The 22,442-nt window shown below is 63.1% G+C and carries 17 protein-coding genes; 4 read left to right on the top strand and 13 right to left on the bottom strand.

Annotated elements, in window-relative coordinates:
- Positions 1 to 80: 80 nt before the first annotated feature.
- From ACIOAU_RS07945 to ACIOAU_RS07885, 13 genes are all read right to left on the bottom strand, one after another.
- A complete protein-coding gene (locus ACIOAU_RS07945; protein WP_188035254.1) occupies positions 81 to 2,858 on the bottom strand; it encodes a hybrid sensor histidine kinase/response regulator in 2,778 nt (925 codons plus the stop codon).
- Between the two features lie 139 nt (positions 2,859 to 2,997).
- On the bottom strand, positions 2,998 to 4,290 hold the full coding sequence (gene purD / locus ACIOAU_RS07940; RefSeq protein WP_401181213.1) for a phosphoribosylamine--glycine ligase: 1,293 nt from the start codon (positions 4,288 to 4,290) through the stop codon (positions 2,998 to 3,000).
- 109 nt (positions 4,291 to 4,399) lie between these two features.
- Positions 4,400 to 6,007, bottom strand: a complete 1,608-nt coding sequence (gene purH, locus ACIOAU_RS07935; protein ID WP_150573670.1) for a bifunctional phosphoribosylaminoimidazolecarboxamide formyltransferase/IMP cyclohydrolase — start codon at positions 6,005 to 6,007, stop codon at positions 4,400 to 4,402.
- 79 nt (positions 6,008 to 6,086) lie between these two features.
- Positions 6,087 to 6,407, bottom strand: coding sequence for a DNA-binding transcriptional regulator Fis (gene fis, locus ACIOAU_RS07930; protein ID WP_101316071.1), 321 nt, complete (start codon positions 6,405 to 6,407; stop codon positions 6,087 to 6,089).
- Positions 6,404 to 7,417, bottom strand: a complete 1,014-nt coding sequence (dusB, locus tag ACIOAU_RS07925) for a tRNA dihydrouridine synthase DusB (protein ID WP_101316073.1) — start codon at positions 7,415 to 7,417, stop codon at positions 6,404 to 6,406. Before dusB ends, fis begins: the two co-directional genes overlap by 4 nt.
- A 173-nt stretch (positions 7,418 to 7,590) precedes the next feature.
- Positions 7,591 to 8,952, bottom strand: coding sequence for a DUF3426 domain-containing protein (locus tag ACIOAU_RS07920; protein WP_401181209.1), 1,362 nt, complete (start codon positions 8,950 to 8,952; stop codon positions 7,591 to 7,593).
- 28 nt (positions 8,953 to 8,980) lie between these two features.
- Positions 8,981 to 9,874 carry a 50S ribosomal protein L11 methyltransferase gene (prmA, locus tag ACIOAU_RS07915; RefSeq protein ID WP_103435904.1) on the bottom strand — a complete coding sequence of 298 codons (894 nt, stop codon included), beginning with the start codon at positions 9,872 to 9,874 and terminating at the stop codon, positions 8,981 to 8,983.
- Between the two features lie 165 nt (positions 9,875 to 10,039).
- Positions 10,040 to 11,395 carry an acetyl-CoA carboxylase biotin carboxylase subunit gene (accC, locus tag ACIOAU_RS07910; RefSeq protein ID WP_101316079.1) on the bottom strand — a complete coding sequence of 452 codons (1,356 nt, stop codon included), beginning with the start codon at positions 11,393 to 11,395 and terminating at the stop codon, positions 10,040 to 10,042.
- 17 nt (positions 11,396 to 11,412) lie between these two features.
- Positions 11,413 to 11,871: an acetyl-CoA carboxylase biotin carboxyl carrier protein gene (gene accB, locus ACIOAU_RS07905; RefSeq protein WP_103435906.1), complete on the bottom strand. Its 459-nt coding sequence runs from the start codon at positions 11,869 to 11,871 to the stop codon at positions 11,413 to 11,415.
- Between the two features lie 100 nt (positions 11,872 to 11,971).
- Positions 11,972 to 12,424, bottom strand: coding sequence for a type II 3-dehydroquinate dehydratase (aroQ, locus tag ACIOAU_RS07900; protein ID WP_101316084.1), 453 nt, complete (start codon positions 12,422 to 12,424; stop codon positions 11,972 to 11,974).
- 178 nt (positions 12,425 to 12,602) lie between these two features.
- On the bottom strand, positions 12,603 to 14,372 hold the full coding sequence (locus tag ACIOAU_RS07895; protein ID WP_401181204.1) for a protein-disulfide reductase DsbD: 1,770 nt from the start codon (positions 14,370 to 14,372) through the stop codon (positions 12,603 to 12,605).
- A 78-nt stretch (positions 14,373 to 14,450) separates the two neighbouring features.
- Positions 14,451 to 15,230: a methyl-accepting chemotaxis protein gene (locus ACIOAU_RS07890; RefSeq protein WP_401181838.1), complete on the bottom strand. Its 780-nt coding sequence runs from the start codon at positions 15,228 to 15,230 to the stop codon at positions 14,451 to 14,453.
- 1,313 nt (positions 15,231 to 16,543) lie between these two features.
- On the bottom strand, positions 16,544 to 17,881 hold the full coding sequence (locus ACIOAU_RS07885) for a diguanylate cyclase (RefSeq protein WP_101316090.1): 1,338 nt from the start codon (positions 17,879 to 17,881) through the stop codon (positions 16,544 to 16,546).
- Positions 17,882 to 18,126: 245 nt separating this feature from the next.
- Here ACIOAU_RS07885 and ACIOAU_RS07880 point away from each other — a divergent pair, with 245 nt between their 5' ends.
- The 4 genes from ACIOAU_RS07880 (at position 18,127) to speA (ending at position 22,383) form a co-directional block, all read left to right on the top strand.
- A complete protein-coding gene (locus tag ACIOAU_RS07880) occupies positions 18,127 to 19,194 on the top strand; it encodes a DUF2333 family protein (protein ID WP_101316092.1) in 1,068 nt (355 codons plus the stop codon).
- A 2-nt stretch (positions 19,195 to 19,196) separates the two neighbouring features.
- Positions 19,197 to 19,733, top strand: a complete 537-nt coding sequence (locus ACIOAU_RS07875) for an NUDIX hydrolase (RefSeq protein WP_101316094.1) — start codon at positions 19,197 to 19,199, stop codon at positions 19,731 to 19,733.
- Positions 19,734 to 19,946: 213 nt separating this feature from the next.
- Positions 19,947 to 20,318: a translation initiation factor Sui1 gene (locus ACIOAU_RS07870; RefSeq protein WP_101316096.1), complete on the top strand. Its 372-nt coding sequence runs from the start codon at positions 19,947 to 19,949 to the stop codon at positions 20,316 to 20,318.
- 151 nt (positions 20,319 to 20,469) lie between these two features.
- Positions 20,470 to 22,383 carry an arginine decarboxylase gene (gene speA / locus ACIOAU_RS07865; RefSeq protein ID WP_101316098.1) on the top strand — a complete coding sequence of 638 codons (1,914 nt, stop codon included), beginning with the start codon at positions 20,470 to 20,472 and terminating at the stop codon, positions 22,381 to 22,383.
- The last annotated feature ends 59 nt before the right edge of the window (positions 22,384 to 22,442 follow it).

Here is a 22,442-nt window from a genome sequence, read left to right as displayed (position 1 = left end):
CGATGGGATGGGTGCGGCAAGTGTATCAGCCGCTCAGGCGGTGGGTTTGAGCTTTGCCCGGCTGCACTCAGCGCTGCCGGTCATGATGCATCCACCTCAGCGGCTCTCGCCTCGCGCTGCCCGGCCCAGTACTGGACCAGTTCGCGCAGTTGCGACAGCTCGACCGGCTTGGCCATGTGGCCGTCCATACCGGCCAGGCGTGCACGTTCCTTGTGCTCGCTGAGGATGTGGGCGGTCAGCGCGACAACCGGCGTGCGCTGGCGCTGGTTGGCCGCCTCCCACTCGCGCAGGCGAATGGTCGCTGAGAATCCATCCAGCACGGGCATCTCGCAATCCATCAAGACCAGATCGTAGCGACGAGCCTGCATGGCCTGCAGGGCCTCCTCGCCATTGCTGGCGGTATCAGGTTCGAGGTTGAGCTTGCCGAGCATGCCGCGGATGACCTTGGTCGAAATGCTGTTGTCTTCGGCAACCAGCACGTGGAAGTCGGCTGGAACTTCCAGTGTCGCCGGCGGCACGCCGAGCGCTGTCGGCGGGCTGGCCTGCTCACGCCCGCGCTGGGCCAGCTCTTCAGCGAGGGTGGTTTTCAAGGTGTAGCCGGCCACCGGCTTGGCGAGGATGCGCTTGACCCCGGCGTTGCGCGCGATGACCTTGCTCGGGGCGTTGCTGATGCCGGTCAGCATCACCACCAGGATGTCGTGGTTGAGGCTTGGGTCTTCCTTGATCTTGGCTGCCAGTTGCATGCCGGTCATGCCGGGCATGTTCTGGTCGAGCAGGACCGCGTCGAAGTAGTCGCGCAGGTGCGCCTTGGTGCGCAGCAGGGCGAGCGCTTCCTTGCCCGACGGCACGGCGCTGACATTCATCCCCCAGGCACTGCATTGCTGTACCAGGACCTTGCGACAGGTATCGTTATCGTCGACCACCAATACTCGTGCGTCGCGCAGCGGGCCGTCCAGGTCGGCCGGTGGCTGCTCCAGACGCGACGGGTCGAGCGGCAGGGTCAACCACAGCGTGTTACCCATGTTGCTGCTGCTCTTGATGCCGAATTCGCCCTGCATCAGGCCAATCAATTGTTTGGCGATCACCAGCCCGAGATGGCCACCGAGCTTGTTGCTGGAAAGAAACTGATGGCTGTGTAGCTCGGCCTGCAGCAAGGCTTCGCGCTCGGCCGGTGGCATGGCACTGCCGCTGTCTTGGACGGCAATGCGCAAACGCGGCAGCTCGCCGCGTTGATCCAGTGCCACCACCAGCAGGATTTCCCCCTGCTCGGTATTTTTCAGCGCGTTTTCCAGCAGGCTGGAAAGGGCCTGACGCAAGCGCGTTGGGTCGCCGCTGATGACCCGCGGGACTTGCGGTTGGGTAAAGCTGATCAGCTCGATGTTGCGTTGTTCGGCCTTGGCCCGAAAGATATTCAGGCAATCTTCGATCAAGGCGTTGAGGTCGAACTGCACATCGTCCAGCTCGATCTGCCGCGACTCCAGCTTGGAGATGTCGAGGATCTCGTTGATCAAGGTCAGCAGCTCGTTGCCGGCGCTGTGGATGGTCTGCACGTAGTCGCGCTGCTTGACCGACAGCGGCGTGCCCAGCAACAGCTCGGTCATGCCCAGCACGCCGTTCATCGGTGTGCGGATTTCATGGCTGATCTTGGCCAGGAACTCGGCCTTGGCGTTGAGCTCGGCGTCGCTGGCTGCCAGCGCGCGGCTGGCACGGAAGCGGTCCTCATTGATGCGTCGCAAGCGTTCACTCACTGCCAGGTTGAGCAGCAGGCCGCTGCTTACCGTCAGTGCCAGCAGAATGCACAGCAACCATGGCGTCGGCGTGCGGGTCAGGCCGAGCAACGCTGGCAGCAACACCAGCCCGCCGAGGTTGTACACCAGCATTGCCAAGGCGAACAAACGTGCCGGGCTGTAGCCCTTGTACCAGTGATAGCTGCTGACCAGCAGCATGCTTGCGCTGCCAATCGCGAGCAGGGCGTAGGTCATCAGGTTGAGCGGCAGGGTGTCGACGAACAGCAGGATCAGGCTACTGACGCCAACCAACAGCATCTCGCCCTGCAACAGCCGATTCAGCCGCGGCGAATTGCCGGTACTGAAAAAGTGCTGGGTGAAGTACAGACCGGCCAGCCCGGCCATGACCAGGGTCAGGTAGGCGGCAGGCGTTTGCGCACTGTGCCAGACGTGCCACCAGGGCCCGCTGAGGTTGAGCAGGATCAGCGCGCTGAGCAGCATCAGGCCGTGGTAAAGGGCAAGAATCAGGGTGGTGCTCGAGCGCACGTAGAGGAAGCGGATCACGTTGTGCAGGATCAGCATGACCAGACCGCCGAACAACAGGCCGAACAACAGCAGCAAGTGTTGGTCGCCCGCAGCCTCGGCAGCAGACAGCAGGCTGATGGCTGGGCGCAGTTGGTGTTCCGAGACCAGGTGCAGGTAGACGTCCAGTGGCTGGCTGCTGTTGGGTAAAGTCAGCAAGTGGTCACTGCCGAGCAGGGTCGGCTCGCTGCCGGTGTTGGCCTGCGGACCATGGTGGCGCTGGCGCAGCAGTTTGTCACCGTTGAGCACGTACAGATCGAGGCGGGACAGGTCGGGAGCGAAGATGCGCAGCAGGCGTTGCTGGTCATCCGGTTCCAGCCGGTAGTGCAGCCAGAGCGCTTGATCAGGCTCGGCAGCCTCCAGCTCGTTGAGTTGGAGGGGACTGAATTGGTTGCGGTAGCGTTCGGAGCGTACGTCGCTCAGTTGCAGGTTGGCCTGTTCATCGAGCAGCAGCGACCAGCCACCACCTTGCTCGGCCGAGGCCGGCGGCAGGCAGAGCAGGGTCAGTAAGCTGACGAACAGGGCAAGGGCAATCCGAAGCCGACGCAAGACGAGATCCTTTCTTAGCGGGTGTGGCGAAGCACAACTATGCGCGGCGGGTGAAGGCGAACGCAAGGCCCATCGGCATCCTGTCGACGAGCCGAAGGCCGTGCACCAAAGGGCGTCACGGCCATTCGCCAAAGCGCTGTTACTGCGCTTCACCACGCTCGCGGGCAATGGCCCGGTAGCCGATGTCGGTGCGGTAGAAGCTACCGTCCCAGCTGACTTCCTTGGCCAGGCGGTAAGCCTGTTCCTGGGCCTGGGCGACGGTCTGGCCGAGGGCAGTGGCGCACAGCACGCGGCCGCCGTTGGTCACGACCTGGCCGTCCTGCAGCGCAGTGCCGGCATGGAAGACCTTGCCTTCCAGCTTGGCCGCAGCGCCGAGACCGTGAATGGTAGCGCCCTTGGCGTAGTCGGCCGGGTAACCGCCGGCAGCCAGCACGACACCCAGGCTTGGCCGCGGGTCCCATTGTGCTTCGACCTTGTTCAAGGCCTTGGCGAAGGCGGCTTCGATCAACAGCACCAGGCTCGACTCCAGGCGCAGCATGACTGGCTGGGTTTCCGGGTCGCCGAAGCGGCAGTTGAACTCGATCACCTTGGGGTTGCCGGCCTTGTCGATCATCAGCCCGGCGTACAGGAAGCCGGTGTAGACGTTGCCTTCGGCGGCCATGCCGCGCACGGTCGGCCAGATCACCTGGTCCATCACCCGCTGGTGCACTTCGGCGGTAACCACCGGGGCTGGCGAGTAGGCGCCCATGCCGCCGGTGTTCGGCCCGCTGTCGCCGTCGCCGACGCGCTTGTGGTCCTGGCTGGTCGCCATCGGCAGCACGTTTTCACCGTCGACCATGACGATGAAGCTGGCTTCTTCGCCGTCGAGGAACTCTTCTATGACGACCCGCGAACCTGCATCACCAAAGGCGTTACCGGCGAGCATGTCGCGCACGGCGTCTTCGGCTTCCTGCAAGGTCATGGCAACGATCACGCCTTTGCCCGCAGCAAGGCCGTCGGCCTTGATCACGATCGGCGCACCGACCTTTTGCAGGTAGGCCAGGGCTGGCTCGACTTCGGTGAAGTTCTGGTAATCCGCGGTAGGGATCTGGTGACGGGCCAGGAAGTCCTTGGTGAATGCCTTGGAGCCTTCAAGCTGGGCAGCGCCCTTGGTTGGGCCAAAGCAGTCGAGCTTGCGGCTGCGGAACAGGTCGACGACGCCGGCAACCAGTGGCGCTTCCGGGCCGACGATGGTCAGGTCGACGTTCTGCTCGGCGAAATCGGCCAACTGCTCCAGAGCGGTCACCTGGATGTCGACGTTCTCGCATTTGGCTTCGGTGGCGGTGCCAGCGTTGCCTGGGGCGACGAAGACTTTTTCGACGCGTGGGTCCTGGGCAACTTTCCAGGCCATGGCGTGTTCACGGCCGCCGTTGCCGATGATCAAAACTTTCATGTCTAAAACCTCGGAAATCTCTTGGGCGGTAGGCCGAACCTACCGCGCTGTATTCGCGGTACGAGGTCGCAACGCAGCAGATGCCTGCTTCAGTGCGGCCGATTGCCGATCAGTGGCGGAAGTGGCGCATGCCGGTGAACACCATGGCGATGCCGGCTTCGTCGGCAGCAGCGATCACTTCAGCATCGCGCATCGAACCACCTGGCTGGATCACTGCAGTGATGCCGGCCTTGGCAGCGTTGTCGATACCGTCGCGGAACGGGAAGAACGCGTCCGAGGCCATGACCGCACCTTGTACCTGCAGGCCAGCATGCTCGGCTTTGATTGCAGCAATGCGTGCCGAGTTGACGCGGCTCATCTGGCCAGCACCGACACCGATGGTCTGGCGCTGCTTGGCGTAGACGATAGCGTTGGACTTGACGAACTTGGCTACTTTCCAGGCGAAGATCAGGTCGTGAATTTCCTGCTCGCTCGGCGCGCGCTGGGTAACGATCTTCAGATCGTCGGCGCTGATCATGCCGATATCGCGGCTCTGCACCAGCAGGCCACCGTTGACCCGCTTGAAGTCCCAGCCAGCGCTGCGCTCGGCTGGCCACTCGCCGCACTCGAGCAGACGCACGTTCTGCTTGGCGGCTACTACGTCACGGGCAGCCTGGGAGATTTTCGGCGCAATGATCACTTCAACGAACTGGCGCTCGACGATGGCCTTGGCAGTCTCGCCGTCCAGTTCGCGGTTGAAGGCGATGATGCCGCCAAAGGCCGACTCGGTGTCGGTGGCGTAGGCCAGTTCGTAGGCCTGACGAATGCCGCCTTCGTTGTCCGGAACCACGGCAACGCCGCACGGGTTGGCGTGCTTGACGATCACGCAGGCCGGCTTGACGAAGCTCTTGACGCACTCGAGGGCGGCATCGGTGTCGGCCACGTTGTTGAACGACAGCTCTTTGCCCTGCAGCTGGGTGGCGGTAGAGATGCTCGCTTCGCCCTTGTTCGCTTCAACGTAGAACGCCGCGTTCTGGTGCGGGTTCTCGCCGTAGCGCATTTCCTGGGCTTTGACGAACTGGCTGTTGAAGGTGCGCGGGAACAGGCTGCGGTCGGAAGTCGACAGGGTCTCGGCAGCCTGGTTCACGGTGCCCATGTAGTTGGCGATCATACCGTCGTAGGCGGCGGTGTGCTCGAACGCCTTGAGCATCAGGTCGAAGCGCTGAGCGTAGGTCAGGCCACCGGCCTTGAGGCTTTCGAGGACCTGGCCGTAGTCACCGGCGTTGACCACGATAGCCACGTCCTTGTGGTTCTTGGCTGCCGAGCGAACCATGGTCGGGCCGCCGATATCGATGTTCTCGATTGCGGTCGGCAGGTCGCAGCCAGGCTTGGCGATGGTGGCTTCGAACGGGTACAGGTTGACTGCCACCAGGTCGATTGGCTTGATGCCGTGCTCGTTCATGATCGCGTCGTCGGTGCCGCGACGACCGAGGATGCCACCATGGATTTTTGGATGCAGGGTCTTCACCCGGCCGTCCATCATTTCAGCGAAGCCGGTGTAGTCGGCCACTTCCACCGCGTCGACGCCATTGTCCTTGAGCAGCTTGTAGGTACCACCGGTGGACAGGATCTCGACGCCGAGCTGTTGCAGCTCGCGAGCGAATTCGAGGATCCCGGTCTTGTCGGAGACGCTGATCAGGGCGCGGCGGATCGGCAGGCGGGTAGTCTGGTCGGTCATTTCGGATTCCATAACGCGGTGGAGTCAGCAAAAAAGGCGCCTCCTGCGGGAGCCGCCTTTTCTGATTGGGATTCTGGCCTTAGAGCAAATCGTACTGCTTGAGCTTCTTGCGCAGGGTGCCACGGTTGAGTCCGAGCATCTCGCTGGCTTTGGTCTGGTTGCCCTTGACGTAATTCATCACACTTTCGAGCAGCGGCGCCTCGACCTCCGAGAGCACCAGGTTGTACACGTCCGTGACGGAGGCGCCTTCGAGGTGGGCGAAGTAGTTGTGCAGCGCCTTCTCGACGCTGTCTCGCAGGGTCTGGCCCTCCTCGCTCGGCGTATTCAGGTGCTGCTTGAGGTTGGCGTTGTCGCTCACGGGCGTTGTTCCACTCACTAAAGTCTCGGTCATCATCGTCATGCGGCCACCCCTTGTTCGTCCTTTGTTTCAAGGCTCTGTCGGCATTCGGAGAAAAACTCGCGAACGTTGGCGCATTGCGCGTGTGTCTCATCCAAAGCGTTGAACCGGGAGCGGAACTCCTTGCCGCCGGGTCGGGTTGCCAGGTACCAGCCAACGTGCTTTCGGGCGATACGTACGCCCATTACATCGCCGTAGAAGGCATGCAGCGCGGCCAGGTGCTCCAGCAAAATGCGTTCAACTTCGTCCAGCCCTGGCGCCGGCAGGTATTCACCGGTCTGCAGGTAATGCTCGATCTCGCGGAAGATCCACGGCCGGCCTTGGGCCGCACGGCCAATCAGCAGGCCGTCGGCACCGGTGGCATGCAGCACCGCCCGGGCTTTTTCTGGCGAGGTGATATCGCCATTGGCAAAGACCGGGATCGACACTGCCTGCTTGATCGCAGCAATGGTGTCGTACTCGGCTTCACCGGTGTACAGGTCGGCGCGTGTGCGGCCATGCACCGCAAGCGCCTGGATGCCGGCCTGTTCGGCAATTTTTGCCACGTTCAGGCCGTTCTTGCTCGAACGGTCCCAGCCGGTACGTATCTTCAGGGTCACCGGGACATCCACTGCGCCAATGACGGCGTCGAGGATCTCGCTGACCAGCACTTCATCTCTCAATAAAGCAGAGCCTGCGGCTTTGTTGCAGACTTTTTTTGCCGGGCAACCCATGTTGATGTCGATGATCTGCGCGCCGGCCTCGACATTGGCCCGGGCCGCCGCCGCCATCATCTGTGCGTCACCCCCGGCGATCTGTACCGAGCGCGGCTCGGGATCACCTTCATGGATGCGGCGCAGACGTGACTTGCGGCTGTCCCACAGGCTCATGTCGCTGCTGACCATCTCCGACACCACCATGCCTGCGCCCAAGCGCTGACAAAGCGTGCGGAAAGGCTGGTCCGTAACCCCGGCCATAGGCGCAAGGATAAGGTTGTTGCGAAGCGTATATGGGCCGATGCGTACCGCCGACATAGGTGTTCCCTGTTGTGGGGCCGAATCATTGAGGTCAAAAAGGGTGGGCATAATACCCGCTCTGGATGACTGGATAAAGGTCAATTTGGATAAAATCTGAACAGCTGCGGCCTTATGCCTCGCAGTTCTGGACAAGCTGCAGGCGCCGGTAAACCGGCGTCTGCGGGCAATTGTCACTCCGGCGAGCGGAAGCTCAGGCTGTAGTTGACGGCCTTGGGGCCCGGGTCGAGGATATCCAGGGCGATATGGATAGGCGTCTGGCTGGGCATTTCGCCGCGCCCGGCCAATTCACCGGAGAGGTACTCGCTGGGTTTGAAGCGACGACTGGCAATCGACTGGCCGTTGAGGTCGGCAAAGCGCAGTTCCAGCAATGGGAACGGTTGGGCAAACGGCGCGCGGTTATAGATGATCGCGTCGACGATCAGGGCGCCCTTGAAGTCCGGATGGCTGCGCACCACCAGGTTGCTGCTCTTGATCCGGGCAATGTCGACCCGGGTCGGCACCTTGCAGCCCAGCGTCGGGCACAGTTGCTGGAACCACGGCCGGTACTGGTCCTGGCGGGCCATTTCGTCGAAGTGGAACCACACGTACTGAAAGGCCAGCAAGCCGGCGGCAAGCAGGGTCAGCGTGCCCCACAGCAAGCGCTTGCCCCAGTTGACCTGGGGTTTTTGCCAGTCCAGCTGGAGCGGGTCGTCGACCACATCGATCAGCGGCTCCTTGCGCCGGTTGGCGCGGCTGTTCAGGCCCGGTTCGATACGCTCATCGAGCGGCTGCTCGAGTTCATCGTCGTGGGCGTCCAGCGCTGACAGGTTTTCCTTGCGGCGGCCATCATCGAACGCCGACAGGCCGCTTACAACCGTGTCATGGTCGTCGTCGGCGGCCAGAGACTCGCGGCTCAGCGCTTCGGCTGCGGTCAACGGCGCGCCCAGCGTGGGCTGCTGGCGGCTGGGTTGATCGTCCGGGTTAAGCACCAGGCCAATGCTTGGCTCGGTGCGCTCGCGGGGCGATGGCTCGTGCTCAGAGGCCTCCTGCTCAAACGGCTCTTGCTCCAGCGCTTCGGGCTCGATCAGCGGCGGCTCGAGGACCAGCGGAGAAGGCTCGCTCAGAGGCTCATCGGTGGCGTTACCGAACGGGCGGCCGACGTCTTCGTCGGGGTCGTGCACCTCGCGCACTGCCTGCAGGGCATCGCTGCGCGCTTCGCTCTGGCCTTCGCTGGCCCGATCGCGCCGCTCCAGATTGGCTAATGCCTGGTCCAGGTCGATTTCGTCAAAGGCCTGAGCGCTGGCCTGCCATTCGTCCTGGCTCGGTGCCGGCCCAGCAGGCGCTGGTGCTTCGACCGGTGTAGCCAGCTCCGGCGGCGCAGGCGCCGTCTCGGCAATGGCTGCGCGGTTTTGCTCGAGCAGTTGCTTGGCGGCGTTGAACACTTGCAGGCACTGGCCGCAGCGAACCACCCCGCGGGCCACGCTCAATTGATGATGCGTGACGCGAAAGCTGGTCTGGCAATGCGGGCACTGGGTGACGAAACTGTCGGTCATGCGGCGATCCGGGGGGCTGTGCAGGTGATTATTTCAGGCCTGCCGAGCGACGGCGGCCACTGATGCGAACCCAGCCGTCGCGGACGACGATCGGGTCCAGGTCAAAGTCTGCAGCATAGGCGGCGGCGACTTCTTCACCCTGTTCGGCGAGGATCCCCGATAACGCCAGCAGGCCGCCCGGTCGTACCAGGCCCGACAACTGCGGCGCCAGCGAGACCAGCGGGCCAGCCAGAATGTTGGCCACCAGCACGTCGGCCTGCATCGCCGGCATGTCTTCAGGCAGGTACAGCGGGAAGCGCTCGGCTTCGATACCGTTGCGCCCGGCGTTGTCGCGCGAAGCTTCCAGCGCCTGCACATCGATATCGGTACCGACCGCTTCGCGCGCGCCCAGCAGCAGCGCAGCGATGGCCAGAATGCCCGAGCCACAGCCGAAGTCCAGTACCTGCACGTCAGCCAGTTGCTGGCCGTCGAGCCACTCCAGGCACAGCGCGGTAGTCGGGTGGGTGCCGGTGCCGAACGCCAGGCCCGGGTCGAGCAGCAGGTTGACTGCTTCCGGCTCAGGGGCTGCGTGCCAGCTTGGCACGATCCACAGACGCTGACCAAAACGCATGGGCTGGAAGTTGTCCATCCAGCTGCGCTCCCAGTCCTGGTCTTCGATGACTTCAGCCTGATGCTCGGGCAGCTCGGCGTTGGTCAGCAGGCGCAGGTGAGCGAATACCTGCTCAGGCTCAGCGTCGGCTTCGAACAGGGCCAGCAGGTGGGTGTGCGACCACAGTGGCGTGGTGTTGAGGTCCGGCTCGAAGATCGGCTGGTCTTCGGCGTCCATGAAGGTTACCGAGACAGCGCCTACTTCGAGCAGGGCATCTTCGTAGGTTTCGGCTTGTTCCGGGCTGATGGCCAGACGTACTTGCAGCCAGGGCATGGCGGGTACCTTAAAAAATCTGTGGGGGCAGCGACTGGGCTGCGCGAAGTAGGGCAGTTTACTTCAGTGTGTGCGGTTTGTGCGCGTGGCGAGGCATGCGAGGCACGAGCGGCAATAAAAAACCCCGGCACAGGGCCGGGGTTTGTTCAGCGCATCACTTCAAGATCAATCCTGGTTGGCCAGTTTGTGCTCGAGGTAATGGATGTTGACGCCACCTTTGCAGAAACCTTCATCACGCACCAGGTCGCGGTGCAGCGGGATGTTGGTCTTGATACCGTCGACCACGATTTCGTCGAGGGCATTGCGCATGCGCGCCATGGCTTCGTCGCGATCCTTGCCGTAGGTGATCAGCTTGCCGATCAGCGAGTCATAGTTCGGCGGAACCGAATAGCCGCTGTACAGGTGCGAATCGACCCGCACGCCATTGCCGCCTGGAGCATGGAAGTGCTTGACGGTGCCTGGGCTCGGGATGAACTTGCGCGGGTCTTCAGCGTTGATCCGGCATTCCAGCGAGTGGCCGCGGATCACCACGTCATCCTGAGTGAACGACAGCTTGTTGCCAGCGGCGATGCTGAGCATCTCCTTGACGATGTCGATACCAGTGACCATTTCCGAAACCGGGTGCTCGACCTGAACACGGGTGTTCATTTCGATGAAGTAGAAGCGGCCGTTCTCGTAGAGGAACTCGAACGTGCCGGCACCACGGTAACCGATGTCGATGCACGCCTTGACACAGCGGGCGAAGACTTCCTGACGCGCTTGCTCGTCGATGCCCGGGGCCGGCGCTTCTTCGAGAACCTTCTGGTGACGGCGCTGCAGCGAGCAGTCACGGTCGCCGAGATGGATTGCCTGGCCCTGGCCGTCGGACAGCACCTGGACTTCCACGTGACGTGGGTTGGTCAGGAACTTCTCGAGGTAGACCATCGGGTTGCCGAACGCAGCACCGGCTTCGGTACGGGTCAGCTTGGCCGACGCGATCAGGTCTTCTTCATTGTGCACCACGCGCATGCCGCGACCACCGCCGCCGCCAGCGGCTTTGATGATCACCGGGTAGCCGACTTCACGGCCGATGCGCAGGGCTTCTTCTTCGTCTTCCGGCAGTGGGCCGTCGGAGCCTGGTACGGTCGGTACACCAGCTTCGATCATGGCTGCCTTGGCCGAAACCTTGTCGCCCATCAGGCGAATGGTGTCGGCTTTCGGGCCGATGAAGGCAAAGCCGGACTTCTCGACCTGCTCGGCGAAGTCAGCGTTCTCGGCGAGGAAGCCGTAGCCTGGGTGGATGGCGGTAGCGCCAGTCACTTCGGCGGCAGCGATGATCGCCGGGATGTGCAGGTAGGAATCCTTGGACGACGCAGGGCCGATGCAGACCGATTCGTCCGCCAGACCCAGGTGCATCAGCTCACGGTCAGCCGTGGAGTGCACAGCGACGGTCTTGATGCCGAGCTCTTTGCAGGCCCGCAGGATACGCAGGGCGATTTCGCCACGGTTGGCGATCAGGACTTTTTCCAGCTTCGCAGACATCGTTGGCTCTCCGAGGATCAAACGACGGTGAACAGCGGCTGGTCGAATTCAACCGGCTGACCGTCTTCCACCAGGATGGCGTCGATGACACCGCCGATTTCGGCTTCGATGTGGTTCATCATCTTCATCGCTTCGACGATGCACAGGGTGTCGCCTTTCTTGATGCTCTGCCCGACTTCAGCGAAGTTCGGCGAGGTCGGCGATGGCTTGCGGTAGAAGGTACCGACCATTGGCGAACGGACCACGGTGCCTTTGAGCACTGGCGCGGCGTCGGCAGCAGGGGCGGCAGCGGCAACCGGAGCAGGCGCAGCTACTGGAGCGGCGGCCATCGGTTGTGGCGCGAAGTACTGCTGAGCAGCTGGGGTCTTGCTGTGACGGCTGATGCGAACGGACTCTTCGCCTTCCTTGATCTCCAGTTCGTCGATGCCGGACTCTTCCAGCAGTTCGATCAGCTTTTTGACTTTACGGATATCCATTAATCAGCAACTCCCAAGGTTTGGTCGGGGACGTAAATTGAAAACGTGTCGAAAACGTTTCTCTATGACCTCGGCCCGCAGGGGCCAAGGCCTTGTTTCATCAGGGCTGTGCGCTTGCAGCCAGCTGTTCCAGAGCTGCCTCCAGGGCCAGTCGATAACCGCTGGCGCCGAGACCGCAGATCACCCCTACCGCAACATCGGAGAAGTAGGAGTGATGCCGGAACGGTTCACGCTTGTGCACGTTGGACAGGTGCACTTCGATGAATGGGATGCTCACCGCCAGCAATGCGTCACGTAATGCGACGCTGGTGTGGGTGAAAGCAGCCGGATTGATCAGGATGAAATCGACGCCTTCGTCGCGCGCGGCGTGAATCCGATCGATCAGCTCATACTCGGCATTGCTCTGCAGGTACTGCAGATGGTGGCCTGCGGCACGGGCACGCTGCTCCAGATCCTGGTTGATCTGGGCGAGGGTGGCGGCACCGTAATGACCCGGCTCGCGGGTACCGAGCAGGTTGAGGTTGGGGCCGTGCAGCACCAGTAGGGTAGCCATCTGCGGGTTCCTTGGTCTTGTAGGGCAATACGACATGCGCGGCGACTATGCCGCAAAGCGAGTAGGTGTGTCCAGTTCCCGGCAATAGCCAGCACGTTGCCCGAGATTCGCGCAAAGTATGTGACCAGATGTTTAAATTTGGTCACCTCAGGCTGCGAACAGCGCAGTCAGCAGGAAGTTATAGCCCGAGTTGGCCGCGTACGCGCGTGAGGATCTGTGCAAAATCGCCGGCGTTTATTTCACCAACCACACGATCGCTGCTCATTTCGCTGCCGTTTGCGGCAAAGAACAGCAGTGCCGGCGGGCCGAACAAGCGATAGCGGTCGAGCAGGCTGCGCTGCTCGACATTGCTTTCGGTGATGTCGAAACGCAGCAGCTTGAAGGCGCCCAACTGCGCCTGCACCTGCGGTGCGCTGAGCACCTCATGTTCTATCACCTTGCAGCTGATGCACCAGTCGGCGTACCAGTCGAGCAGCACCGGTTGGCCGGCGGCCGAGGCCGCCGCCAAGGCTGCGTCGAGCGCCGCCGGAGTGGTGATGGTCTGCCAGGCGTCGGCGCTGACTGCGCCTGCAGCAGCGGCTGGAGCCGCGCTGGGCAGTGGCCGCAGTGGGTCACCCTGGCCGCTGAGGGCGCCGTACCAGCACGCCAAGGCGTACACCAGCAAGGCCAGGCCGGCCAATTGCGCGAGGCGCTCGCGTGGCGTTTTCACCACCAGCTCAAGGGCGCCGAGGAACAGCGCTACGCCCGCCGCGAGCAGGCCGATCAAGAGCAAAGTCAGCGGCCCGGGCAAAACCCGGCTGAGCAGGCCGATAGCCAGACCCAGCAACAGCACGCCGATGGCATTCTTGACGGTGTTCAGCCACGGCCCGCTCTTCGGCAGCCAGGCCGCGCCGCCGGTGCCGATCAGCAGCAATGGCGCGCCCATGCCCAGGCCTAGGGCGAACAGTTTCAGCGCGCCGCCCAAAGCGTCACCACTGGCGCTGATGTACAGCAGGGCGCCGGCCAGTGGCGCCGACACACAGGGTGAAACCAGCAGGCTGGAGAGCACGCCGAGCACCGCGGCACCGAGCAGCGAGCCGCCCTGGGTGCGATTGGCCACGCGGTCCAGGCGATTGCTCAGGGCTTGCGGTAGCTTCAGCTCGAACAGGCCGAACATGGCCAGGGCAAACAGCACGAAGAACAGCGCAAACGGCACCAGCACCCAGGCCGATTGCAGCCGCGCCTGCAGGTTCAGCCCCGCGCCAAACACGCCCATCAGCGCGCCGAGGGTGGCGAAGCACACCGCCATCGGCAGTACATAGGCCAGCGACAGGCTGAAACCACGCCAGCCGCCGACCTGACCGCGCAAGACCACACCCGACAGGATCGGCAGCATCGGCAGTACGCAGGGGGTGAAGGTCAGGCCGACACCGGCGAGGAAGAACAGCAGCAACGCTTGCCAGTCCCAGCCGGGCGCGCTGCTTGGCGAGCTGGCCGCACCAGCCGCATCGATGGCAATCCTTGCGGTTTCCGGCGGATAGCACAGGCCTTTGTCGGCGCAGCCCTGGTAGCCCACCAGCAGGGTAAAGCCGCGGTTGTCAGCGGCAGGTCGCGGCACGACGATATCGAGCACGCCGTGATACACCTCGACATCACCAAAAAACTCGTCGTGCTTGGCCTCACCGGGCGGAATCTGCGCCGTGCCCAGAGCTACATCGGCAGGCTCGCTGCGGAACTGGAAGCGGTGGCGATAGAGGTAGTAACCGTCGCTGGCGACGAAACGCAGGGTGATGTTCTGCGCATCACTGCTGACCAGGCTCAACTTGAACGCTTCATGCACCGGCAGGAAGTCGCTGTTGTTACTCAGGGCAGAGGCACCGAGCGTGGCACTGGGGCGGTTGTCGAGCAGGCCAGCGGCGAAAGCCGGGCTGGCCAGCAGCAGAAACAGCAGGAAAAACAGGCGGCGCATGGCGGACTCGCGAGGTCGAACGTGGGCGCATGATAGCGGACTTGGCGGGCATTGGGGGCGCCCGCCCGGCGCCCTTGTTTAAACGCGGAATGCAGCCACTGCAGTGTTCAGCTCGCCGCCCAGCTTGAGCAATTGCTCGCCTTGTTCACGGCCTTCGCCGATGCGCTGCAGGTTGTCTTCGCCCAGTTGGTGAATGCGCTCGCTGTGGTCGCGGATGTCGCTCACGGCGCCGGTTTGTTGCGCCGTCACATCGGCGATACGCCCAGCGGTGTCGGCGATGGTGCGGATTGCCGTGACGATTTCATCCAGAGCGCCATCTGCCGTCTGCGCCTGGCTGGCAGTGGCCTCGGCATGCTCGAGCTGGGTGCGCATGCCATTCACCGAGTCGCGCGCGGCCAGTTGCAGGCGGTCGATCAATGCCTGGATTTCGCCGGTAGCGCCAGTTGTGCGCTGCGCCAGCGAGCGCACCTCATCGGCGACCACGGCAAAGCCGCGGCCCATCTCGCCGGCGCGAGCCGCTTCGATTGCGGCGTTGAGCGCCAGCAGGTTGGTCTGTTCGGCAATCGAGCGAATCACCGTGAGCACACCGCCGATGGTCGCCGACTCCTGTGCCAGTTGTTCGATCATCTGCGCGTTGCCCTGGACTTCATCAACCAAGGTACGCAGCCCGGAAAGGCTCTGGCCGATCACCCGCTGACCGTGCTCGACGGCACTGCCGGCCTCGCGACTGGCCTGGGCCGCAGCGCTGGCATCGCCTGCCACTTGCTGAATGGTCGCTTCCAGCTCGCCCAGGGCATCGCGGATCTGCGCGGTGTCACCGGCCTGGCGTTCGGCGCCTTGGTGCAGGCCGCTGCTCATGCCGGCCAGGGCATGACTGCTGCCAGCAACCTGCTCGGCGTTGGCGCGCAAGGTCGCCACCAGTTGCACCAGATACTGGCGCAGGTGGTTGAGCGAATCTTCGATGTCGTGCAGTTCGCGGTTGGTCTTGCCCAAGGAAATGGGCTGGGCAAAATCGCCCTCGGCCCAGCGTGACAGTGCTGGTGCAAGGCTGCCGAGGGTTCCCGCCAGGCGCCGCTGGAGGCTGTCGATGAGCAGCGCGATGAACAGAATCAAGACGATCATCACGCCCTGAATGATGCGCACCTCGGCGGCGATGCTGGCGTGTTGCGCGCGTACCTGCGGCTCCAGCCCGGCAATCGCTTGCTGCACCGCCTCGAGCCGCTCGCGGGTGCTGTTGGCCAGGGTTGCGCGCTGATCGATCTGTTCGCGGGTGCGCTGCAGTTCGGCGCGATAGCGGCTGAGCAGGCTCTGCAGATCGCGCTTGAGGGCCACGGCGACGTCTTCGCGCTGCTCGCTAGCCTGGCTTTGCAGGCCCATCAGCGCGGCGAAGTCGTCAGCGCCGGACTCGGCCGCGCGGGTCACGCCCAGTAGCGGCAATGCTGCAATCTGCTCGGCCTGAACACGTACCTGCTGCAATTCGCGTTCGACTTCTTCAGCCAGCTCGGCGCGCCCACTGCTGACCAGCTTGTCGCGGGCCAGCGATAAACGGCCCAAATGCACCGCTGCGTCCAGCAAGGGCGCCAGGTAGCGCTGGGCCTGCTCGCTGGTGCTACCTTGGGCGTAGCCAGCCAGCTGTTCGAGAGTGCCGCCCAGTTCGCGTTCGGCCTGCAGCAGCAAGGCTTGCGGATCACCCGCCAGCTTGCCGGCGGCCAGTAGCTGATTGCCGGTGAATGCCTGCAACTCGCCGAGGCTGGGGCGCAGTTGCTCGGCCAGAGCTTCGGGCCAGTCAGCAAGCGCTGCCTGCAACTGCTGGTTGCCCTGCACAGCGGCGGCGTGGCGTACGGCGTCGCCGCTGGCCAGGTAGGCCTGGGTATCGCGCTCGATATGGTTCTGAAACTGCTGCGACAAGCCCAGATAGCGTTCCATCAGCAGATAGGGGCGCTCCAGCGCTCGTTGTGACCACCACAGGGTTGCGCCCAGGGCAATGCACACGGCAACGAGCAACAGGGTATTGAAATTGGTCAACCACTTCAGGCGCATGGCGCAGGCTTCCGGCAGCGTGGAGAGAGGTAGGTGCCTGAAGTTATTGCGATTTCATGACGGGGTGATGACGGAGGAGGGTGCTGCGCTGGAGAATTGTGGCCTTTTGCCTTGATCGGGCCTGGCGCCTTTTACGCGGGGTCTACCCGCACCACGCAGTTGCGCCCGGCATGCTTGGCCCGGTACAGCGCTTCGTCAGCGGCACTGGCCATGCTCAGGGCGTCGTGCGCTTGATCCAACTGCACCACGCCGGCGCTGAACGTGCAGTGCAGGTCATGGGGTTGGGCCGGATAGATGATCTCGGCAAAGCGCCGGCGGATCTCGTCGAGCACCTTGTAGGCCGCGCTCAGCGGCGTATTGGGCAGCACAATGGCGAATTCCTCACCGCCGTAACGGCCGATGTAATCGGTCTTGCGCAGGCGTTGCTTGAGGAACAATGCCAGGCTCTTGATCACCCGATCGCCCATGGGGTGGCCGTGGCGGTCGTTGATCTTCTTGAAGTGGTCGATGTCGAGCATGGCAAAGCTCAGCGGCTGCTGTTCGCGGCGGGCGCGGAAGCTGCAGTCTTCCAGCAATTGCAGGATATGCGTGTGGTTGTACAGACCGGTCAGGCTGTCGCGGACCATCCTCGCCTTGAGATGACGCGCGCGCACGGCGCGGTTGCGTACCGTGGTCAGCAGCTGGCGTGAACGCACCGGCTTGGTCAGAAAATCATCACCGCCTTCGCTCATGGCATCGAGCTGCTTGTTGAGATCGTCCTCGGCCGACAGGTAGATGATCGGCACGCTGACATAGCGGTCATTGTGGCGGATCACCTTGGCCAGCTCCGGCCCGGTACAGTCGGGCATATAGAGGTCGAGGATGATCAGGTCGGGCTGAAAGTCAGCCAGCTCGGCCATGGCGCGGATCGGCTCGGTCAGGCTGCGGGTGATCATCCCGGCGCTGTTGAGCACGCGCTCGGTATGCAGTGCCTGGGTACGCGAGTCGTCGATGATCAGTACTCGAAACGGGTCGTACTGAGTGGCGTTGGTCAGCATCTCGACCTTTTCCAGCAGGCTCGATGCTTCCAGCGTACCGGTCATGAACGCCTGGCCACCGGCGCGCACGGCGGCCAGGCGCGTCGGCGTGTCGGTTTCGTGCAGGCTGAAGAACAGCAGCGGCACAGCCTGATCCAGCCCCAGCTGGGCCTGCGCCGCCAGCAGCAGGCCACAGCCCGGGCCGCTGAAGTCGACGTCCATGACTATCGCCGCCGGCAAGCGCTCGCGCATCGCCGCGCAGAACGCCTCGGCAGTGGCCAGTGCGTGCACCCCCAGGCCAAAGAATTCCAGCTGCTGCGCCAGGCGTTCGGCGCGGTCATGATCCTGCAGCAGGATATACACCGGTTTGCGCAACGGCGGCAGCGGCACCTCGTCGACGTGATCGCTGCTGCGCTTGGCGCGCTCGTGGCTGGGCTGTGGTGACTGGATCATGGCTGACTACTTATTATGGGGGAATGCAGCTTCGATGATGGCTGTATGCTAGCACCACTTCTGCAAGCTGCGCGTGTGCCAGGTCAACATTGCGTCTGGTCCTGTTATTCAGTTGCTGACCGCCCGGTCGCTTATGCGCAAGCCGGTGTCTGCTTTATAGTGGGTCGATGTGGGCTTGCCGTGGCACCCTGGCCGTAGCCTGAGGTCCAAGCTCTGAACCGTCGTGACTGATTAAGGACAATGCCATGCTGGACTGGAAAAACCGTGAGGCCACTGCCGAGCCTCGTGAGCGGCCCGACTCCCGTCGCGCCGCCGCCCGTAGCTACTTTGGCGGCCTCTGGAGCCGCGCTCTTGGGGTCGTGATCGGGCTGTACCTGCTGGTCTGTATCGGCCTTGGCTGGTACTGGAGCCAGGAGCCTGACCTGTTCCCGGTGCAGCAGAATGCCCAGGCCAGCGCCGAGCGCAGCGGGCAGAAGATGGTCATTGGCTACACCACCGTCGAGACGCTGAAAACCGTTGCCGCCACCCTGCTCGACAAGCCGGGCGGTTACATTTCCAACGACCGCTTCCCACCTGGGCTGTGGATGGACAACATGCCGAGCTGGGAATATGGCGTGCTGGTGCAGGTGCGCGACTTGTCGCGGGCACTGCGCAAGGACTTCGCCCGTTCGCAGTCGCAGTCGACCGAAGACGCCGACCTGGCCAAGGCCGAGCCGCGCTTCAACTTCGACAACAAGAGCTGGATCCTGCCATCGAGCGAGTCTGAGTTCTCTGAAGGCATCAAGTCGCTCGAGCGTTATCAGGCGCGTCTGGCCGCAGGCGACAAAGGCGCGATCTTCTATACCCGTGCCGATAACCTGAACAACTGGCTGGGTGACGTAGCCACCCGTCTGGGTTCGCTGTCGCAGCGGCTGTCGGCCAGTGTCGGCCGGGTCAAGCTGAACAGCACCCTGAAGACTGAAACCGTGGTGGCTGGCCAGGTGCCGCAGCTTGACGAAGAGCTGGTGGAAACACCATGGATGCAGATCGACAACGTCTTCTATGAAGCACGCGGCCAGGCCTGGGCGCTGTCGCACCTGCTGCGCGCCATTGAAGTGGACTTCGCCGACGTCCTGGCCAAAAAGAACGCCACGGTTAGCGTGCGCCAGATCATTCGTGAGCTGGAAGCCTCGCAGGAAGCCCTGTGGAGCCCAATGGTGCTCAACGGTAGCGGTTTCGGCATGTGGGCCAACCACTCGCTGGTGATGGCCAACTACATCTCGCGCGCCAACGCTGCAGTGATCGACCTGCGTCAGCTGCTGTCGCAAGGCTGAGCATGACCATCACCCCAGCCGAGGCTGCCCACCGGGCGGCCTCGGACCTCGAACTGATCGCCTGGGTCGACGAGCATGATCAACTGCTCGGCGCCATGCCGCGTGCACAGCTGCGTGAGGCAGGGCTGATCGGCCGCTGCACGTTCATTCTGCTGTTCAACAGCGCCGGCTTGCTCTGCATCAACCGCCGCTCCCTGAGCAAGGCGGTCTACCCGGGGTACTGGGACGTGGCCGCTGGCGGCATGGTGGCGACCGATGAGAGCTATGCCGAATCGGCGGCCCGCGAGCTGGCCGAGGAACTCGGGGTGACCGGCGTCGAACTGCGCTTTCATGAGCGGTTCTATTTTGACCAGCCGGGCAATCGGCTCTGGTGCGGCGTGTTTTCGGCGGTCTGGGACGGGCCGTTACGCTTGCAGCCGGAGGAGGTCAGCGAGGCGCGCTTCGTCAGCCTGGCGCAGGTCGACGACGAGCGTCAGCGCTTGCCTTATTGCCCGGATTCACTGGTTGCGCTGCAGCGCTATCAGGCAGGCTTGAGCTAGTCTGCGGCCAGGAGTCTGCGTCAGGTCGTAAAACCTGCGCAAAATGGCGCAATCCAGTACTTAGCAAGCGGCGCAATTATCGTTACACTGCGCGCCCTTTTCGGGCTGTCGCAGCTTTTGCGTCAGTAGCGCCGCCCCTGCCAGAGTGGGGCTTCGCGGTCGGCTCCAGGCAACGGAATCGACCAGTTTTTGTCCTCAGCAAGAGGAACAAAAGTGGCCAAGAAAGCTTCTTCCTTTTCCGCCTTGAGCGGTCTCGTTTATTCCACCGATGCCGGTCGGCACTGCCCCGACTGTGGCCAGCCGGCGGACGCCTGTATCTGCAAGCAGCAAGCCATCCCCGAAGGTGACGGTATTGCCCGTGTGCGCCGCGAAAGCAAAGGCCGCGGCGGCAAGACGGTGACCACCATCAGCGGTGTGCCGTTGGCGCTCGAACCCTTGAAAGAGCTGGCTGCCAGCCTCAAGCGGCGTTGTGGCACCGGTGGCGCCTTGAAAGACGGCGTTATCGAGATCCAGGGCGACCACGTCGAGCTGTTGCTGGCAGAGCTGACCAAGCAAGGCTTCAAGGCGAAAAAGTCCGGTGGTTGAATCACCAGGCGATTTTTTCCCCCGAGCTTTCTAAACTCGATTCCGTAACCAGGGTCTACCCCTGGCATGGACGAATCGTCATTTTTCGCTTTTACACTGCCGTCGCCTTGTCGCCAAGGCAGTGTCTTCGACTTATCTACAGGGGACTTGAATGTCCGTACGACGCACACGCAAAGACGATGGTAGCCAGTGGACCGTGGCCGACAGCCGCAGTGTTTATGGCATCCGCCATTGGGGCGCTGGTTATTTCGCCATCAATGAAGCCGGGCGCGTCGAAGTGCGCCCCAACGGCCCCGACAGTGCCCCCATCGACCTCTTCGAACAGGTTGACGAGCTGCGCCAGAGTGGCCTTTCGCTGCCACTGCTGGTGCGTTTTCCGGACATCCTGCAGGACCGCGTCCGCCAGTTGACCGGCGCTTTCGACGCCAATATCGCGCGCCTGGAATACCAGAGCGAGTACACCGCGCTGTACCCGATCAAAGTCAACCAGCAGGAAGCGGTGGTCGAGAACATCATCGCCACCCAGAACGTATCGATCGGCCTTGAAGCCGGCTCCAAGCCAGAGTTGCTGGCGGTGCTGGCGCTGGCGCCGAAGGGCGGCACCATCGTCTGCAACGGCTACAAGGACCGTGAGTTCATCCGCCTCGCGCTGATGGGCCAGAAGCTTGGTCATAACGTATTCATCGTTATCGAAAAAGAATCCGAGGTCGCCCTGGTGATCGAAGAGGCTGCCGAGCTCAAGGTCAAGCCACAGGTCGGCTTGCGCGTACGCCTGTCGTCGCTTGCTTCGAGCAAGTGGGCCGACACCGGCGGTGAGAAGTCCAAGTTCGGTCTGTCGGCGGCGCAGCTGCTGTCGGTGGTCGAGCGCTTCCGCGCTGCCGGGCTGGACCAGGGCATCCGCCTGCTGCACTTCCATATGGGTTCGCAGATCGCCAACCTGGCCGACTACCAGCATGGCTTCAAGGAAGCGATCCGTTATTACGGCGAGCTGCGCTCACTGGGCTTGCCGGTCGACCATATCGACGTTGGCGGCGGCCTTGGGGTCGACTACGACGGCACCCACTCGCGCAATGCCAGCTCGATCAACTATGACATCGACGACTACGCCGCCGTCGTGGTGGGTATGCTCAAGGAGTTCTGCGATGCGCAGGGCCTGCCGCATCCGCACATCTTCTCCGAAAGCGGCCGTGCCCTGACCGCGCACCACGCGATGCTGGTGGTGCAGGTGACCGACGTCGAGAAGCACAACGACGAAGTGCCGACCATCGACAACAAGGAAGCCCTGCCCGAGACCGTGCAATGGCTGGTCGACTTGCTCGGCCCAACCGATATTGAGATGGTCACCGAGACCTACTGGCGTGCCACCCATTACATGGGCGACGTCGCGGCGCAGTATGCCGACGGCAAACTCACCCTGTCGGAAAAGGCCCTCGCCGAGCAGTGCTACTTCGCCGTGTGCCGCCGCTTGCACAACTCGCTCAAGGCCCGTCAGCGCTCGCACCGCCAGGTGCTCGACGAACTCAACGACAAGCTTGCCGACAAGTACATCTGCAACTTCTCGGTGTTCCAGAGCCTGCCGGATACCTGGGCGATTGGCCAGGTACTGCCGATCCTGCCGCTGCACCGCCTGGACGAAGAGCCGCTGCGCCGCGCCGTGCTGCAGGACCTGACCTGCGACTCGGACGGCAAGATCAACCAGTACGTCGACGAGCAGAGCATCGAAACCAGCCTGCCGGTGCATGGTATCAACGAGGGTGAAGACTACCTGCTGGGGATCTTCCTGGTCGGTGCCTATCAGGAAATCCTCGGTGACATGCACAACCTGTTCGGTGACACCGACTCGGTGAACATCTACCAGAACGCCGACGGCAGCGCCTACCACGCCGGGATCGAGACCCACGACACCATCGAGGACATGCTGCGCTACGTGCACCTGTCTCCGGAGGAGTTGATGACTCACTACCGCGACAAGGTCGCCAGCGCCAAGATCACCGCCCGCGAACGCACCCAGTATCTGGATGCGCTGCGGTTGGGCCTGACCCGGTCTTCGTACCTGTCGTCGTAATGTACAAAAGGGGGGGCCGCTAGCGGCCTTTGCTGCGCCTGAGACTTTGGGGCCGCTCT

This window comes from Pseudomonas sp. NPDC088322 (genome assembly GCF_044740745.1).
Lineage (GTDB): Bacteria > Pseudomonadota > Gammaproteobacteria > Pseudomonadales > Pseudomonadaceae > Aquipseudomonas > Aquipseudomonas shirazensis.
Note: the sequence above shows the minus strand (reverse complement) of the source record. Positions and strands in the feature narration are given on the sequence as shown.

What these genes read in the sequence shown, in the direction of transcription:
- ACIOAU_RS07880 (WP_101316092.1), top strand. Translation starts at nt 18,127, where the DNA reads ATGCTGGACTGGAAAAACCGTGAGGCCACTGCCGAGCCTCGTGAGCGG.
- ACIOAU_RS07890 (WP_401181838.1), bottom strand. Translation starts at nt 15,230, where the DNA reads ATGAGCAGCGGCCTGCACCAAGGCGCCGAACGCCAGGCCGGTGACACC.
- accC (WP_101316079.1), bottom strand. Translation starts at nt 11,395, where the DNA reads ATGTCTGCGAAGCTGGAAAAAGTCCTGATCGCCAACCGTGGCGAAATC.
- dusB (WP_101316073.1), bottom strand. Translation starts at nt 7,417, where the DNA reads ATGTCGGCGGTACGCATCGGCCCATATACGCTTCGCAACAACCTTATC.
- ACIOAU_RS07920 (WP_401181209.1), bottom strand. Translation starts at nt 8,952, where the DNA reads ATGACCGACAGTTTCGTCACCCAGTGCCCGCATTGCCAGACCAGCTTT.
- fis (WP_101316071.1), bottom strand. Translation starts at nt 6,407, where the DNA reads ATGACGATGATGACCGAGACTTTAGTGAGTGGAACAACGCCCGTGAGC.
- aroQ (WP_101316084.1), bottom strand. Translation starts at nt 12,424, where the DNA reads ATGGCTACCCTACTGGTGCTGCACGGCCCCAACCTCAACCTGCTCGGT.
- ACIOAU_RS07875 (WP_101316094.1), top strand. Translation starts at nt 19,197, where the DNA reads ATGACCATCACCCCAGCCGAGGCTGCCCACCGGGCGGCCTCGGACCTC.
- purD (WP_401181213.1), bottom strand. Translation starts at nt 4,290, where the DNA reads ATGAAAGTTTTGATCATCGGCAACGGCGGCCGTGAACACGCCATGGCC.
- accB (WP_103435906.1), bottom strand. Translation starts at nt 11,871, where the DNA reads ATGGATATCCGTAAAGTCAAAAAGCTGATCGAACTGCTGGAAGAGTCC.
- purH (WP_150573670.1), bottom strand. Translation starts at nt 6,007, where the DNA reads ATGACCGACCAGACTACCCGCCTGCCGATCCGCCGCGCCCTGATCAGC.
- ACIOAU_RS07885 (WP_101316090.1), bottom strand. Translation starts at nt 17,881, where the DNA reads ATGATCCAGTCACCACAGCCCAGCCACGAGCGCGCCAAGCGCAGCAGC.
- prmA (WP_103435904.1), bottom strand. Translation starts at nt 9,874, where the DNA reads ATGCCCTGGCTGCAAGTACGTCTGGCCATCAGCCCGGAACAAGCCGAA.
- ACIOAU_RS07895 (WP_401181204.1), bottom strand. Translation starts at nt 14,372, where the DNA reads ATGCGCCGCCTGTTTTTCCTGCTGTTTCTGCTGCTGGCCAGCCCGGCT.
- speA (WP_101316098.1), top strand. Translation starts at nt 20,470, where the DNA reads ATGTCCGTACGACGCACACGCAAAGACGATGGTAGCCAGTGGACCGTG.